Annotated in this window: 14 protein-coding genes; 12 read left to right on the plus strand and 2 right to left on the minus strand. The window is 36.8% G+C overall.

Annotation, left to right across the window (positions count from 1 at the left end; all coding sequences use genetic code 11):
* Positions 1–58: 58 nt before the first annotated feature.
* Positions 59–1,357 (minus strand): aminotransferase class I/II-fold pyridoxal phosphate-dependent enzyme, encoded by a 1,299-nt coding sequence (locus HND39_06075; GenBank protein QKJ95883.1) that lies wholly within the window; start codon positions 1,355–1,357, stop codon positions 59–61.
* 4 nt (positions 1,358–1,361) lie between these two features.
* Complete coding sequence (locus HND39_06080) at positions 1,362–2,690, minus strand: lysine 2,3-aminomutase (GenBank protein QKJ95884.1); 1,329 nt, start codon at positions 2,688–2,690, stop codon at positions 1,362–1,364.
* Between the two features lie 304 nt (positions 2,691–2,994).
* Here HND39_06080 and hemH point away from each other — a divergent pair, with 304 nt between their 5' ends.
* The 12 genes from hemH to HND39_06140 all read left to right on the plus strand — a co-directional run bounded on the left by hemH (position 2,995) and on the right by HND39_06140 (position 15,251).
* Positions 2,995–4,035 (plus strand): ferrochelatase, encoded by a 1,041-nt coding sequence (gene hemH, locus HND39_06085; protein ID QKJ95885.1) that lies wholly within the window; start codon positions 2,995–2,997, stop codon positions 4,033–4,035.
* The gene (locus HND39_06090) at positions 4,032–5,342 is read left to right on the plus strand and encodes an NADH dehydrogenase subunit (protein QKJ95886.1); all 1,311 of its coding nucleotides are present in this window, start codon (positions 4,032–4,034) and stop codon (positions 5,340–5,342) included. The genes hemH and HND39_06090 overlap by 4 nt, the downstream gene beginning before the upstream one ends.
* Before the next feature lie 9 nt (positions 5,343–5,351).
* Positions 5,352–5,906, plus strand: a complete 555-nt coding sequence (locus tag HND39_06095) for a BMC domain-containing protein (GenBank protein ID QKJ95887.1) — start codon at positions 5,352–5,354, stop codon at positions 5,904–5,906.
* A 213-nt stretch (positions 5,907–6,119) separates the two neighbouring features.
* On the plus strand, positions 6,120–6,296 hold the full coding sequence (locus HND39_06100; protein QKJ95888.1) for a hypothetical protein: 177 nt from the start codon (positions 6,120–6,122) through the stop codon (positions 6,294–6,296).
* Between the two features lie 49 nt (positions 6,297–6,345).
* Positions 6,346–6,678, plus strand: coding sequence for a hypothetical protein (locus tag HND39_06105; GenBank protein QKJ95889.1), 333 nt, complete (start codon positions 6,346–6,348; stop codon positions 6,676–6,678).
* A gap of 163 nt (positions 6,679–6,841) precedes the next feature.
* Positions 6,842–7,339, plus strand: coding sequence for a dCMP deaminase (locus HND39_06110; protein QKJ95890.1), 498 nt, complete (start codon positions 6,842–6,844; stop codon positions 7,337–7,339).
* 15 nt (positions 7,340–7,354) lie between these two features.
* Complete coding sequence (locus HND39_06115; protein QKJ97902.1) at positions 7,355–8,221, plus strand: DMT family transporter; 867 nt, start codon at positions 7,355–7,357, stop codon at positions 8,219–8,221.
* Between the two features lie 98 nt (positions 8,222–8,319).
* Positions 8,320–8,592: a DUF493 domain-containing protein gene (locus HND39_06120; protein ID QKJ95891.1), complete on the plus strand. Its 273-nt coding sequence runs from the start codon at positions 8,320–8,322 to the stop codon at positions 8,590–8,592.
* A 157-nt stretch (positions 8,593–8,749) separates the two neighbouring features.
* Positions 8,750–9,178 carry a hypothetical protein gene (locus HND39_06125; protein QKJ95892.1) on the plus strand — a complete coding sequence of 143 codons (429 nt, stop codon included), beginning with the start codon at positions 8,750–8,752 and terminating at the stop codon, positions 9,176–9,178.
* A gap of 379 nt (positions 9,179–9,557) precedes the next feature.
* The gene (locus tag HND39_06130) at positions 9,558–10,979 is read left to right on the plus strand and encodes a TolC family protein (GenBank protein ID QKJ95893.1); all 1,422 of its coding nucleotides are present in this window, start codon (positions 9,558–9,560) and stop codon (positions 10,977–10,979) included.
* 36 nt (positions 10,980–11,015) lie between these two features.
* Positions 11,016–12,077 carry an efflux RND transporter periplasmic adaptor subunit gene (locus tag HND39_06135; protein ID QKJ95894.1) on the plus strand — a complete coding sequence of 354 codons (1,062 nt, stop codon included), beginning with the start codon at positions 11,016–11,018 and terminating at the stop codon, positions 12,075–12,077.
* Between the two features lie 39 nt (positions 12,078–12,116).
* On the plus strand, positions 12,117–15,251 hold the full coding sequence (locus HND39_06140; GenBank protein ID QKJ95895.1) for an efflux RND transporter permease subunit: 3,135 nt from the start codon (positions 12,117–12,119) through the stop codon (positions 15,249–15,251).
* Positions 15,252–15,254 lie beyond the last annotated feature (3 nt).

Here is a 15,254-nt window from a genome sequence, read left to right on the forward strand (position 1 = left end):
AGTTAAGGATAAATATCCATCAATGAACAGAATATAAACGAATGGAAACAGAATAATCTTAAATTGATTTTATCCAGGCAGCAATTTTTTCTACACCGTCAATTATCGGCGAGCAGTAGATGGTCAAAAATTCATCTGTAATCTGATCTTCGGGACTGAAAGTTTCTGCTGCGGCAAGAGCACGGGATCCATCAAAATCAACATAAGCAAGTCTTGCAGTAAATTCTGATTCGGGTCTGCCAAAAACACTACCGGGAAGAATAGCAACGCCGGTTTCCTCAAGTAATTTTGTAGTCATCTCCGCGCTGGTAAAAATATTTTTTGCTCTGAGTTTGTCCGCATAATTATTAAAATTGCAGAAAAGATAAAACGCACCGTCGGGCTCAGGGCATACAATATCAGCAGAAGTAAGAACACCACGAATTTTCTCACCAAGTGCTTTCAGAATCTTCCTTGCATTCCACAAATATCTTTCGATTTCAATTCCACCTTTGAAAGCTTTCACAGCCGCATATTGAATTGGTGCACTGGTAGCGGTGAATGTTTCACTTGCAACCGCAGCCATTGTATCAATTAAATTCTTTAGAGAATCAGGAAAAGTAAATGTGCCAAGTCTCCAGCCGCCGGCGCCGCACCATTTACTCAAACCTCCCGAAATAATAGTTCCTTCCGGATAAAACCTGGCAATCGAAGTATGGGTTCCACTAAAATCTAGTTCTCCATAAATTTCATCCGATAAAACAATAACACGGAATTTTCTTGCTACCGAAGCCAGTTCTTCCAATTCTTCTTTTCTGTATGTAACACCGGTTGGATTTGAAGGATAGTTTAAAATTACCAAACGTGGTCGTGAAGGATCAGACATACAAATTCTGTGTAAATCATCCGGCAGTAATCTCCATCTGTGATTTTCTTTCTTGTTGATCCACACAATTTGTCTTCCGATTATTTTTGCCTGCGGTGCATAAGAAACCCAGCTTGGTGTTGGAATAAGTATATCTCCGTAATAAACAAATTGAAGAAGAAACATCAATTCTTTTGAGCCGGGCCCGATTAAAATATTTTCAGCATTACATTGAAGATCGTTTCTTCTTGAATGATAATCTGCAACGGCTTCTCTCAATGAAAGCAGACCCTTTACTTGCTGATAATCTTTCTGAAATGCGTTTGCACGTAATTCCTCAACAACAATTTGGGGAACCGGAAATGGCGAATAACCAAGTCCGAACCTGTAAATTTTTGTCCCCTGTTCCTTAAGTTTATTTGATAACTCATTAATGTAAAGAGTTGCTGACAGGGACATGCCCCGCACATTAAGATTAAGGCTTAGATCAAAAAAAGAATTTTGGTTATGCATATAATTATTCGAAATCTATTTCGGTTTCATTAGGTTTAAGAATATTGTTTAGCTCATCCGTAAAGAAAAATTTATCTTCACCAAATGCAGGCTTGAGATCGGTGTACCACGTTGCATTCTCATCAAACCGGGTAAAGAAAGATTTAGCCACCCAATCAGATCCTCTGCCTTGAATAAATCGCATTGTGAAAACCGTTTCATCGCCAATTTCATTAACTCCAAGTATCTGCATTTTACCGGGAAGACAGGACATACTTGGTCCACGCACTGATCTGCAAATCCCGCTAACAGATTGATACGCTTCTCTGAACAGTTTCCAGACATCAACCAGGGGGAGAGAAAAATAATGATCTGCGCCGGTATTTCTCGCCACAAACATATAATAAGGAATGCATCCAAGAGCAACCTGCTTTTGCCACATCTCAGCCCAAAGTTTCGGTGAATCATTTATGTGCTTTAGTACTGGAGATTGCGTTCTTATAACTGCACCGGTTTTTAAAATTCTGTCGATTGCTTGTTTAACAGCCGGAGGTTTTAGTTCAACCGGATGATTAAAATGAGCCATAAAGGCAAGATGTTTCCCGGCTTTTTTTACATCACTAAAAAGCCGCAATAAATCATCAGCATCATCATCTGCAAGAAACCGGAATGGCCAGTATGCCAAAGCTTTTGTCCCGATACGGATATGACGGAGATGTTTTAAGTTACTTTCAAGAAGCGGGCGGATATATGTTTCAAGAATTTTGGTTTTCGTAATTAATGGATCGCCACCAGTGAAGAGGACATCAGTTACCTCCTGATTTTGAGAAATATATTCTGAAAGAATCTCCGCCTGCTTTGATGCGAATTTCAATTCGTCCATTCCTACAAACTGCGGCCATCGAAAACAAAAAGTGCAGTATGCATGACAGGTTTGTCCCTGCCCCGGGAAGAACAAAATAGTTTCTCTGTATTTATGCTGCATGCCGAAAACTTTTTCTCCGTTCATTTGCGGGACATTGTGATCAAGCTGTCCTGCTGGCTGAGGATTAAGTTCCAGCCTGATTTTATTTGCGGCTTCCTTTATTTCACTTTTTGATGCGCCGTTTGAAATAACATTCTTTATAATAATGTAGTGATGTTCACGAAGCATGTTTTTACGGGGAAAAGTTAAAGTAAAAATCGGATCATCAGGAACCTTTTTCCAATCAATAAGATTTTCAACAACATAATTATTTGTTTTAAACGGCAGAACAGATCCAACCACATCAATTGCTTCAATTAATTCATCAGAAAGATTTGCAACCTGTGGAATACTTTTATAATTGTGCAGCATATAGGATTTATATGTCATGTTCACCTCGTTTTTTTATTAATTCTTATGGTATTTACCGTAGCTTCAGAAAATCACAGATGGCAAAACCAATTTAAAATAATCTGACTTTTTTTCAAGGCAGAAGCCAAATAAAAATTAATTTCCTGCGATTATAGCCTTAAATCAGGAAATATTTTTTCAGCAATCGTGCGGAAAGATTTCAGGAAATTGGGGCGTCAGACGAAATGAAAAACCAAGCGTTAAATAACTTTTTATTTAATATTCAATTCAAGACTTGTTAAATTTCATATTGAAACTTATACAAATGGATTCCCCTTAACTTATGCAACATAAAACAGCCGTTCTTCTTATAAATCTGGGAACACCTGACAGCTCATCAACAGGCGATGTAAGAAAATATCTTTTTGAATTTTTAAATGATCCACGAGTAATTGATATGCCTGCAATTGCCAGAACAATACTTGTGAATTTAATTATTGTTCCGTTTCGTGCCCCAAAGTCGGCAAAAGTTTACCAGGACCTTTGGGCGAATAATGGATTACCTAATGGAATAAAAGAATCACCGATACTTTATTACGGAAAATCTGTTCGGGAGAAATTACAAAACGCACTTGGAAATGAATTTGATGTTTACCTTGCCATGAGATATAAAAATCCGTCAATTGAAAATGTCCTCGCAGATATTTACAAAAAAAATTATGAGAAACTTTTGGTTATACCACTATTTCCACAATATGCCTCGGCAACAACCGGATCGGTTATCGAAAAAGTAATGAAGCTTGTAAGCAAGTGGTGGGTTATTCCCGAAGTAAAATTCGTCAACCAGTTTTATGATGGCAAAGGATATATTGATGCCATTGTTGAACAATCGAAGAAATATGAACCTGCTGATTATGATCATATATTATTCAGCTATCACGGACTCCCTCTCCGGCAAGTTGATAAAGTTCATAAAGATGGAGCCGGCTGCGAAAAGCACAATTGTGAAACGGAAATAAACGATGCAAATCAATTTTGTTACAAAGCAACTTGTTATGCAACAACAAGACTAATTGCCCAAAGGTTAAATCTATCAAAAGAAAAATATACTGTTTGCTTTCAATCAAGATTAGATAAGGACTGGCTCGAACCTTTTGCTGATAAGATGATAGTTGACCAGGCAAAAAAAGGAGCGAAAAAATTATTGATTTTCAGTCCGGCATTTGTTGCCGATTGCCTGGAAACACTAATTGAGATTGGTGTTGAATATCAAAAATTATTTGAAGAACACGGCGGGGAAAAAGTTCAACTTGTTGAAAGCTTAAATGATCATCCACTGTGGATTGAAACGTTAAAAGGAATGGTTTTAAAATATTGCAAATGACACTTCATGAAAAAATATTAAACGCAGGAGTCGTCGGCGCAGGCGGTGCTGGATTTCCATCTCACATAAAAGCGAAAAACAAAGTTGATTTTGTTATTGCAAATGGTGCTGAATGTGAGCCACTTATTCATAAAGATTATGAACTAATGTTAAACTTTCCAAAAGAAATTGTTCACGGGTTTGAATTGCTGATGGAGAGCACCTCAGCAAAAAAAAGTTTTTTCGGTATAAAAGAAAAAAATGAAAAGGTAATTTTGGCAATAAGCAAACACCTGAATGGGAAAACAGAATTAACAAAACTCGGTGATTTTTATCCTTCCGGAGATGAATTCGAATTAGTATATGCATCAACCGGCAGATTAATTCCTCCGGCAGGAATTCCGCTTGATATTGGATGCGTGGTTAATAATGTGGAAACACTTTACAACATTTCTCTTGCTCAAAAAAATATTTCGGTTACAAAGAAATTTATTTGTGTTGCCGGAGCGGTAAAAAAACCATCTTCGTTTTTTGTTCCCATTGGAACAAGCTTTAAAGATGTGCTTGAATTTGCTGGCGGAATCAAAACAAAAGATTTTGGAATATTTGTTGGCGGCGTGATGATGGGCTATCTTACTTTTGATTTAAATGAAGTTGTTAAGAAAACTACAGCCGGACTTATTGTTCTTCCAAAGGATCACTATCTAATCAAAAGAAAAAATCAACCGGAACATAACTGGCATCGGATTGGAAAATCTGCATGCGATCAATGCAGTTATTGCACCGAGTTTTGTCCGCGCTATTTACTCGGCTATCAGGTTGAGCCGCATAAAGTTATGAGATCACTTGGTTTTACAAAAACAGGTGCCGCCGTATGGAATCAGATGGCAGAACTTTGCTGTTCCTGCGGACTTTGCACTCTCTATGCCTGCCCAGAAGATCTTTATCCCAAAGAAGTCTGTAATAAAGCAAAAATTGAGATGAGAGAAGCTGATGTAAAATTCATTCAGCAGAAACCGGTGAAAGTTCATCCGATTAAAGATGGCAGAAGAGTTCCTCTTTCACAATTAATAATGAAATTAAAGCTTCAGGATTATGATGTTGAAGCGCCATTCAATCCGGAAAATATATCAGTTAAAAAAGTCAGAATTCCGCTTCAACAACATATTGGAAAACCAGCACTGCCTGTTGTAAAAAAAGGCGATAAAGTGGATGCCGGACAGTTAATCGGTAAAGTTCCCGAGGGTGAACTGGGAGCGAATATTCATTCGTCAATAAACGGGAAAGTTAAAGAAGTAACGACAGAAAATATTTTTATTGAGTCATAAGGAGTTAAAATGATCACAAGAAATTCAATCGGATTAATCGAAATGGGAAGCATTGCTTCCGGAATACAAGCTGCAGACATTATGCTTAAAACTTCCGAAGTAGAACTAATGATTTCAAGAACTATCTGTTCCGGAAAATATATGACTTTGATAGCTGGCGATGTTGCAGCAGTAACTTCGGCAGTTGATAATGCCGTGAACATAATCGGATTTGGAGTGATTGATCAATTTGTAATTCCGAATGTTCATCCGACAATATTTCCAGCGATAGCCGGACACAATAATATACAAATGCTTGAATCACTCGGAATAGTAGAATCATATTCAGTTGCTTCACTAATTGAAGCTGCAGATGCCGCTGTTAAATCAGCAAAAGTTGAGCTGGTTGAATTACGTCTGGCAATGGCTCTTGGTGGCAAAGCTTTTTTTAGTGTTACCGGTGATGTTGCGGCGGTCACAAGCGCAGTTGATGCCGGGGCAAAAGTTGTTTCTGAAAAAGGATTGCTCGTTAACAAAGTTATCATTGCAAACCCGCGTCAGGAACTGCTTTCGGAGATGATCTGAAATGATTTAGTCCGCTAAATAATTTTTTGTTATCGGTTATTATTACTTCCGCCCTCTCGTTTCTCCAGAATTCACTTGACTATTAGATTTAAAATGTTATCTTGTAGTTGAGATAATAATGAAACTGGTCTTAAGTTTCATCGAACACAACTCATTGTTCTTTTCCATTATGATTTAATTAAAACTGATTTACAAAGTTATTTGAGGTTAGTTATGAGATCAAAAAAATATCAATGCGAAGGGTGCGGATATTATTGGGATATCAGATCAGGCGAACTAACACCCGAACAATGCCCGATTTGCAGCAGTAAAAAAATTTACAGAGCAATATCTCACAAAAGATTTGCAAAAAAAGCCAGACCCAAATTAAGAAGGTCATATTCAATTTGAGGAAGAACAACTAAAACAACAATCAATTATTTAAAGGAGGGATCATGCGATGAGAATTGCAATCGAATCCAATGATGGAGTAACAATAAAATCTCCGTTTCTCCGGACGAAAGGATATGTTGTATATGAGATCATAGATGCCAGGATACACAACCTTGAGTACCGCGAGACTAAAACAGATGAAGCTGTGAAAACAGATACCGAAATTTTTTCACCACTTAATGATTGTAGTGCTGTAATTTCAAGAGGAATGGACAGAAAAAATCTTGATAGACTGAAAAAAGAAGGCAAAGAAGTGTTCATTACTTTTAAAAATTCTGCTAAGGATGCAGCGAACTTGTATGCAAGAGAAATACTGATTAACAATAATTTTATTAGTTGAACGAGTTACAATTTTCCGGCTTCCATTACATTTCTTAAAAATATCTTTGAATATTTGGGGATATCTGTGTTGTAAAAGCATTTCATATTCTTGTATTATTTTAAAAATCAGTTAAATTTCACTTCGTAAATTTTCTATTCTATAAATTAATAATTGTAATTATATGAGTTCAAACGGAAGACCTTCATGGGACGAGTATTTTCTTAAACTTGCAATGCTTGCCTCTGAAAGAGCAACATGCCCGAGAATGCACTGTGGGTGTGTTCTTGTAAAAGACAGGTTTGTGCTCGCAACAGGATATAATGGTTCATTACCAGGTCAACCTCATTGTGATGAAGTTGGCTGTTTGATTGTTGACAATCATTGTGTGAGAACTAACCATGCTGAAATAAACGCTCTTGTTCAGGCAACAACTCATGGAATTAATATTAAAGGCGCAACAGCATATATAACAAATATGTCCTGCACGACCTGTGCAAAAGCATTAATTGCAGCCGGAATTAAAAGGGTTGTTGTCTTTTCTGATTATCATGATACGCTTGCAACAAAATTTTTCAATGATGCAGAAGTTGAAATAGCAAGAGTTAATATGCCAGGCAAAGTTATAAATTATGATCTGGAGAATTATTCCTCCGCGAAGAAAACGGAAAAATCAAATTAGTAAATCTTGAAAAGCATTAAAGCCTTTCAATATCTGCAAATTCTGCTGGCAGTAATTTTCTGGGGAACTTCCTTCGTTGCAACAAAAACATTGCTTTATGAATTAAAGCCAGTCACGATAATAATTCTTCGGTTGATTTTAGCAAGCCTTCTTCTCTCGGCAATAGCGATTTTTACTAAACGATCTTTTGCTGTCAATCTTAAAAACCATCTCTGGATTCTTTTTCTTGCGCTTGTAGCAGTCTTTCATCTTTGGATACAGGTCACAGGACTTCAGTACACAACCGCATCTAACACAGGTTGGATAATTGGGACAGCTCCGATCTTTATGGCAATTCTTGGATTAATATTTTACAAAGAGAGAATATCAATTTTCCAAATCACCGGAATTTTAATTGCCATTGCCGGTCTATTACTTCTGATTGGCAAAGGAAATATTTTTAATATCGGGCTGATACAAAATAAGGGAGATTTACTTGTTCTGGGAAGTGCATTTACCTGGGGTGTTTATTCTATGATTAATAAAAAAATATCACTCACTTACTCACCGCTTATGACAATTCTGTATTTATTTATTATGATGGTACTGATAATTATTCCATTCAATCTTAATTCTACGGTCATTGACTCAGTAATTAATCTCTCATCGACCGGGTGGATTTCGATTTTATTTCTGGGAATATTTTGTTCAGGGATTGCTTATGTAATCTGGGCGCAAGCATTACGAGATATGGAGTCAGCAAAGGTTGGCGCATTCCTTTACTTTGAGCCCCTTGTTACAGTTATCGCTGCTTCATTTTTTCTTCACGAGGAAATTTTTCTAATGATGATATTGGGCGGAGTACTTATCACGACCGGTGTTTTTATAGTAAACAAAGAATAAGTTGTTATTTTCAGAGTCATTGGAAAGGAAAAAGAAAACCAGGATTTTTAATAATGAAAAATCTATAATTTAACAGAACAGAATAGAGAAAAGATAAAGTGCAAATGATATTTGATAGCGAAAATAACAAACCACAAATTATCTACCCGTGCAAATGGTCTTATAAAATTATCGGGACAAACATCCAGCAGATGATAACTGCTGTTGAAGAGATCGTTAAGGATCTTGAATATGATCTTACCCCATCTAATATCAGCCGCAGGGGGAAATATTTTAGTCTCAATGTTAACGTCATTGTTCCATCGGAAATAGTACGCAATCTGATATTTCAAAATTTATCAAAGCACTCAGCAATCAATTTTGTGATTTGATAAGATCATGGACATAAACGGTTTCATCCCGCAGTCAATAAATTTTAATTGTTGGAAACATCACGCCGGGTTTATAAAAAACCAAATAGAACAAATCAAAAGCAAAAAAGATGTAGAAGCGCTCACTTCATGTCTTTCAAAAATTGGCGGATCTCAAATGGACCTGTATCTGGGAAATCTTTCACCTAAAGAAATTTCAAACGAGGTTATGAGTTCATTAAAACAGAAAAAAATATTTTCATTGGAACAATATGTTAAATGGCTTTCGGTGAACGACAAAGATTATCGGCTTCTACCGATGAAAGACAAATCTGTCTGGATACTTCGGCTTGGTGAAAATCCTGAACGATATATTCATATTCATCCCGGAAGACATTCGCCCAACACAATACGTGTAAAAGCAACCACACTAAAAACAATAATTCTGATTCTTTCTTTAAAACAGATTGGGGAAATAAAATCATTCGAGACCGAAACTATCAATCAAGTAAGAATAAAATATTTAAATGAACCACCATTAAAATCAATTTCGAAAGCATCGGGACTTTCAAGGCTAATAGATCTGTTTCAAACAGGTTTAAATTAAATTAGAACAATTAAAGCATAATCTGAATATGCTGTAAATCACCTGTATTACAAATTTTAAAACGAATACCTAAAGTTTTTCAAAATATCCTTTTCAAACCCCTTCTGACAAACAATTTATTATTTGCTTAATGCTCAAACATCACAGTCTAAAACCCATATTTCTAGCTCCTGTGTGATACTTGTCAAAATGTAGTATTTGTCCGTCTGTTAATTTTGATACCGCTGAACAAAGATTCTTAAATAAATTCTATCGTATTACACTCATTTTTATAAAGGATTAGTTAAATTTACAGCCAAAACTTTTCTTCAATAATAATCATGAACAAAATATTCATGACTAACTTAGTCTTTCCTAAAAAATCAATTTTGAGTAACTAATGGAAAAATATTTTTTGCTTTTAATAACGCTGCTTGTGTTTTTGTCTGATATTGGATATTCACAGCCGCAGATTCTCACGCTTGATGATGCAATTCAACTGGCTCTTAAAAACAACAGAGAAATAAAAATTTCATCTCTAAATGTGGAAAAGTCAACCGCTGCTGTTAGAGAAGCATTTGGGTATGCACTACCAAGCTTTGATATTGCAGCGGATTTTTCTCATTACTTGAAAAAACCAAAAATGCCATTCCCGGATTTTAAGGCACTACTTACCAACGCGACCTACAGCATTCTCTTCGATGAAAATGTGATACCCAGGGATGAAAGTAAATTTCTTCCTGTTGAAAACACACTTCAGTCGTTTGCGCTGGACAATTCTTATTCAGCTTCGGTTACATTGACGCAGGTTTTATTTAGCTCCGCAGTGTTTGAAGGAATCGGGGCAACGCAAACTTATTATGACCTTTCCAGAGCAGAGTTAGATAACACAGTCTCTAAAACAGTTTTATCAGTGCAGAATGCATTTTATGGTGTTCTTCTGGCAAAAGCAGTTCTTAACATTACAGAAGGCAGCTTTACTAACGCTCAGGAAAATTTTGATAATGTTAAAGCTCTCTATAACCAGGGAATGGTTTCAGAATTTGATATGCTTCAGGCTGAAGTGCGGGTTGAAAATATCAGACCAGTTTTACTTAAAATGGAAAATGTTTTAATAACATCAAAAGATGGTTTGAAGATGGTTATTGGTGTTAACCAATCCGCCGAGATAGATGTATCGGGAACGATAGAGCTTGACTCAATAGATATTAGCCACGAGGAAGAACTAATTCAGGAAGCACTACATTCTAACTTTGATATAAAAAGTCTGGAATTAAAAAGACAGGTTGATGAAGCATTTGTTCAGTTAGATGTTTCCGAATATTGGCCAACACTGGCAGCTTTTGGTAATTACACTTACGCCGGATCCTCAGATTCATGGGCATTCCAAAACTATAATTACTCACTTGTCGGATTAAGATTATCATTTAATCTCTGGCAGGGAAACCGCACTAAAAATGCGGTTGAACAGTCAACAATTACAGTAAAGCAAACAGAAGAACAACTAAAACAGTTAAAGGATTTTACAATACTCGGAGTAAATTCTAAAATTCAGGAGATCAAAAGAGTAAAATCTTTAATTGAAGTGCAGGAACGTGCAGTTAAACTTGCACAGCGAGCGTACGATATTTCAAAGGTAAGATACAACGAAGGAGCAGGCAGCCAGCTTGAATTACAAAACGCCGACCAGGACCTCAGACAGGCAAAGTTAAACAGAGTGCAGGCGGTTCATTCATATCTGATTACAAAATATGAACTTGATCAGCTTCTTGGCAGAACAAATCCGCTATATCTTTCTTATTTCAATGATGATCAAAAGTAAAAATTTAATTGTTTGATAAAGGAGACCTAATCTTATATGAAAAAATTTTTTAAGAATCATTTTACAGCCCTGACAGTAACTTCGTCACTCGTTTTAGTTTCTATGTTAAATGCTTGCGGGGAAAAAGCGCAGGAGAGCAATCCACCCAAAACCGAATATACTGACACAGTATCTGTTGAAGCAGAAGTAGTTAAGTTGAGTGAACTTAACATATCAAGATCGTTTAGTGGTACACTTGAAGGCGAAGAGCAAGCGAACATTGTTTCAAAAATCCCTGAGCGAATTGTGGGAATAAAAGTTAGCGTCGGTGAACATATTCAGGCAGGAACTGTTATGTTCGAACTGGACAAAGGCGGAGCTTCCTCACAATTTTATCAATCGCAGGCTGTTTTTCTTAATGCGCAAAAAGATTATGAAAGAATGAAAAATTTATTCAACGAGGGTGCTGTATCAAGACAAGCATTGGATCAGACTCAAACAGGTTTCGAAGTTGCAAAAGCAAATTTTGATGCCGCAAAGAACACAGTCGAAATTACTTCTCCAATTTCCGGAGTTGTTACTGCAATAAATGTAAACATAGGTGAGATTGCAAACCCTGCGATTGTTATGGCTACAGTAGCAAACATATCAAGAATGAAAGCCAAGTTTAATGTTGGCGAGAGCGAAGTACCAAGTTTTTATACCGGACAACAAGTTCAGATATATTCAGAAATGAATCCTGATGTAATTCAATCAGGAAAAATTTTCCAGCTTTCTAAATCTGCAAATGTTCAATCACGCACATTTGAAATGCAGGCAATCTTTTCAAACACAAATGACAGATGGTTTAAGCCCGGAATGTTTTGCAGGGTAAATGTTAATCTTAAAACTAAGAAAGACGCACGTGTCATTCCCCTCGCTGCAGTCGTGAAATCAAATAACACAAACGGAGTTTATCTGATAAACGATAACAAGTCATACTATAAAACAATAACAACCGGCATCACAGACGGAAAACTTATTGAAGTTGTGTCCGGATTAAACGTCGGAGATAAAATTGTAACTCTCGGGATGAATAATCTTAAAGACGGGACCGTTGTGGTTATTTCAAATAATTAAATTATTAAAACACATCAAAAAGAAATTTTGGAATAGAAGATGAAATTAGCGGATGTATCAATAAGACGACCTGTATTTGCAACAATGATGATTATGTCTTTGATTGTACTTGGACTTTTCTCTTATTTAATGCTTAATGTTGACCTTTATCCTGATGTTGATATTCCTTTCGTTGTCATTACAACAGTTTTGCCGGGTGCCGGTCCCGAACAAATAGAAACGGATGTAACACAAATTATCGAAGAGGCTGTCAATCCCGTGGAAGGTGTTGATTATATCCAATCAACTTCACAGGAAAATGTTTCTATTGTAATAATAGCTTTTAAGCTTGAAATAGACGGGAAAGATGCAGCTCAGGATGTGCGTGAAAAAATTGCAGCCGTTCGTGCTGAATTGCCTTTAGAAATTGAAGATCCAATAATACAAAGATATGACCCGGCAAGTTTTCCAATAATGAACTTGTCGGTTTCCGGCAATATGTCCGACAAAGATATAACAACATTTACTAAAGATGTTGTGAAGAAAAGATTAGAAAATATTCCCGGCGTTGGTGCTGTTCAGTTAGTTGGCGGATCGGAAAGAGAAATTGAGATAGAAGTTGATGCTGCGAGATTACGAGCATACGACATTTCTATTCAGGATGTAATTATGAGCATCGGAAACCAGAACGTAGAGATCCCCGGAGGCAATGTAACAGAAGGATCCCGCCAATTGCTTGTAAGAACTATGGGTAAATACAACAGCGTTCAGGATTTTAATAAAGTAATTGTTGCCACGCCACAAGGCAAACCAATCTATTTATCCGATGTTGCAACGGTCATTGATGGAATTGAAGAACAAACCAGCTTAACCAGAGTTAATGGTAAAATTGCTGTCGGACTAAACATTATAAAACAATCAGGCAGCAATACAGTTCAGGTTGCACAATCTGTGAACAAACAAATTGAGAAAATGCTGACAGAAACTCCGGAAGGCGTTTCTATAAACGTAGCACAGGATAATTCTATTTTTATTGAACATTCCATAAATGATGTTTTGTTTGATATTATATATGGAGGATTGTTAGCGGTTCTTGTTATCTATCTGTTCCTCGCAAACTTCAGAGCAACAGTAATCAGCGGGTTGGCATTGCCTTCATCTATAATTGCAAGTTTTATAATTATGTACGCTTTGGGTTTTACACTAAATATGATGTCTTTACTGGCACTATCACTTGCAGTCGGATTGTTAATTGATGATGCAATAGTGGTAATTGAAAATATTTATCGACATATGCAGCAAGGCGAAACACCATTGGAGGCTGCAAAATCTGCTTCGGAGGAAATTGGACTTGCAGTAATGGCAACAACGTTTACAATAGTCGCTGTCTTTGTGCCGGTAGCATTTATGCCTGGAATCGTTGGAAGATTCTTTTATGAATTTGGCATAACAATATCCGTCGCAGTTCTTGTTTCTTTATTTGTTGCCTTTACACTCACCCCAATGCTGTCTTCAAAATGGCTTCACAGAGAGGATGAAGAACTTTCTCCCAAAGGAAATATTTTAAACCGGCTTTTATATTTTTTCAATCACAATTTTGATAAGCTGAATGGAAAATATGAAAAAGCTTTACGATGGTCGCTGTCTCACAGAAAAACAACAGTATTTGGCTCAATAGCAATTTTTATTGTCAGCTTTTTTTTGATGGGAATGCTCGGTTCGCAGTTCTTTCCTGATACAGATCGAAGCGAGTTTAATATTGTTGTCAATGCTTCACCAGGCAGTTCACTTGAGCAAACAAGTTTGATCTGCGAAAAAGTCGAAACGTTGGTCAAAGCCATTCCCGAAGTAAAGCTCCTGTTCACAACGATTGGTTCGGGAAATAATCCTGTTACAAATGCTAACATTCTTGTGAAGCTGGTTCCAACACACGAAAGAAAAAAATCGGACAGAAAAATAATGTCCGAGATAAGAAATAAAATAAAATCAATTCCGGGGGCAAACTTTAGTGTTAGTCCTATTGGAGGACCTGGCGGCAATGAAAAACCGGTTACTCTTAGTATTCGGGGAGAAGACTTAAATCAGCTTGAAAAAATTGCTGATAAGGTTGAAGCAATCGTTAAGTTAACGCCGGGCGCTGTTGATGTTCAAAACAGTCTTGAACTTTCAAAACCCGAAATCAGAATTAATATTGATAGAGAAAAGGCTTCTGACCTTGCTGTTAACCCTTACTTAATTGCTTCAACAATTCGCGCAATGGTTGATGGCGCAGTAGCGACTCAATATAAAGAAGGCGATGATCAGATTGATGTTAGAGTCAGATTAAAGAAATTGGACAGACAAAACCTTAATGACATTTTACCTCTCACGGTTAAAAGTAATAAAAAAATTGGCAACAAGGATTTTCTTGTACCGATTACCGACATTGCTGCTGTTACGCAAGATGTAGGACCCTTGAAGATAAACAGATACGCAAGACAAAAAGAAATTCGGGTAGATGCAAATCTTGATGGCAGATTTTTGGGCGTTGTCCTTAATGATATATTAGCGGAAACCTCAAAGCTAAATTTGAAACCGGGCTACTCAATAAATGTTATTGGTCAGGGAGAAATGCAGGAGGAATCAATGACTAATATGTTGATTACTTTACTGCTTGCAATTGTGTTTGTGTATATTGTTTTGGCGGCACAGTTTGATAGTTTCGTCCACCCATTCTCTATCATGCTTGCATTGCCCTTATCCATAATTGGCGCGGTGATAGCTTTGTTAATATTTGGAAGTTCTCTTTCGGTTATGTCTATGATTGGTATTATTATGTTGATGGGGTTAGTAACTAAAAACGGGATATTACTTGTTGATTATACAAATGTCCTGCGTGAGCGTGGAATGTCGCGCTTTGATGCTCTGATAAAAGCAGGACCAACAAGGTTACGTCCTATATTGATGACAACATTCGCGATGATTTTTGGAATGATGCCCGTTGCAATTGCACTTGGCGAGGGTGCAGAGTTCCGCGCACCAATGGGTCAGGCTGTTATTGGCGGATTGATAACTTCAACACTCCTGACCTTATTTATTGTGCCGGTAGTTTATTCTCTACTTGATGATCTCGGATCAAAAAAATTATTCGGGTTTATCCGGAAACTGATTCCGGGAAATAAAAAATCAAATCAGACAAATGTACAAAGGGGGTAATTA

The organism is Ignavibacteriota bacterium (assembly GCA_013285405.1).
Lineage (GTDB): Bacteria > Bacteroidota > Ignavibacteria > Ignavibacteriales > Ignavibacteriaceae > IGN2.

Bases quoted from the DNA above. Each gene is read 5' to 3' on its own strand.
- HND39_06075 (QKJ95883.1), bottom strand. From the start codon at position 1,357: ATGCATAACCAAAATTCTTTTTTTGATCTAAGCCTTAATCTTAATGTG.
- HND39_06080 (QKJ95884.1), bottom strand. From the start codon at position 2,690: ATGACATATAAATCCTATATGCTGCACAATTATAAAAGTATTCCACAG.
- hemH (QKJ95885.1), top strand. From the start codon at position 2,995: ATGCAACATAAAACAGCCGTTCTTCTTATAAATCTGGGAACACCTGAC.
- HND39_06090 (QKJ95886.1), top strand. From the start codon at position 4,032: ATGACACTTCATGAAAAAATATTAAACGCAGGAGTCGTCGGCGCAGGC.
- HND39_06095 (QKJ95887.1), top strand. From the start codon at position 5,352: ATGATCACAAGAAATTCAATCGGATTAATCGAAATGGGAAGCATTGCT.
- HND39_06100 (QKJ95888.1), top strand. From the start codon at position 6,120: ATGAGATCAAAAAAATATCAATGCGAAGGGTGCGGATATTATTGGGAT.
- HND39_06105 (QKJ95889.1), top strand. From the start codon at position 6,346: ATGAGAATTGCAATCGAATCCAATGATGGAGTAACAATAAAATCTCCG.
- HND39_06110 (QKJ95890.1), top strand. From the start codon at position 6,842: ATGAGTTCAAACGGAAGACCTTCATGGGACGAGTATTTTCTTAAACTT.
- HND39_06125 (QKJ95892.1), top strand. From the start codon at position 8,750: ATGGACCTGTATCTGGGAAATCTTTCACCTAAAGAAATTTCAAACGAG.
- HND39_06130 (QKJ95893.1), top strand. From the start codon at position 9,558: ATGGAAAAATATTTTTTGCTTTTAATAACGCTGCTTGTGTTTTTGTCT.
- HND39_06135 (QKJ95894.1), top strand. From the start codon at position 11,016: ATGAAAAAATTTTTTAAGAATCATTTTACAGCCCTGACAGTAACTTCG.
- HND39_06140 (QKJ95895.1), top strand. From the start codon at position 12,117: ATGAAATTAGCGGATGTATCAATAAGACGACCTGTATTTGCAACAATG.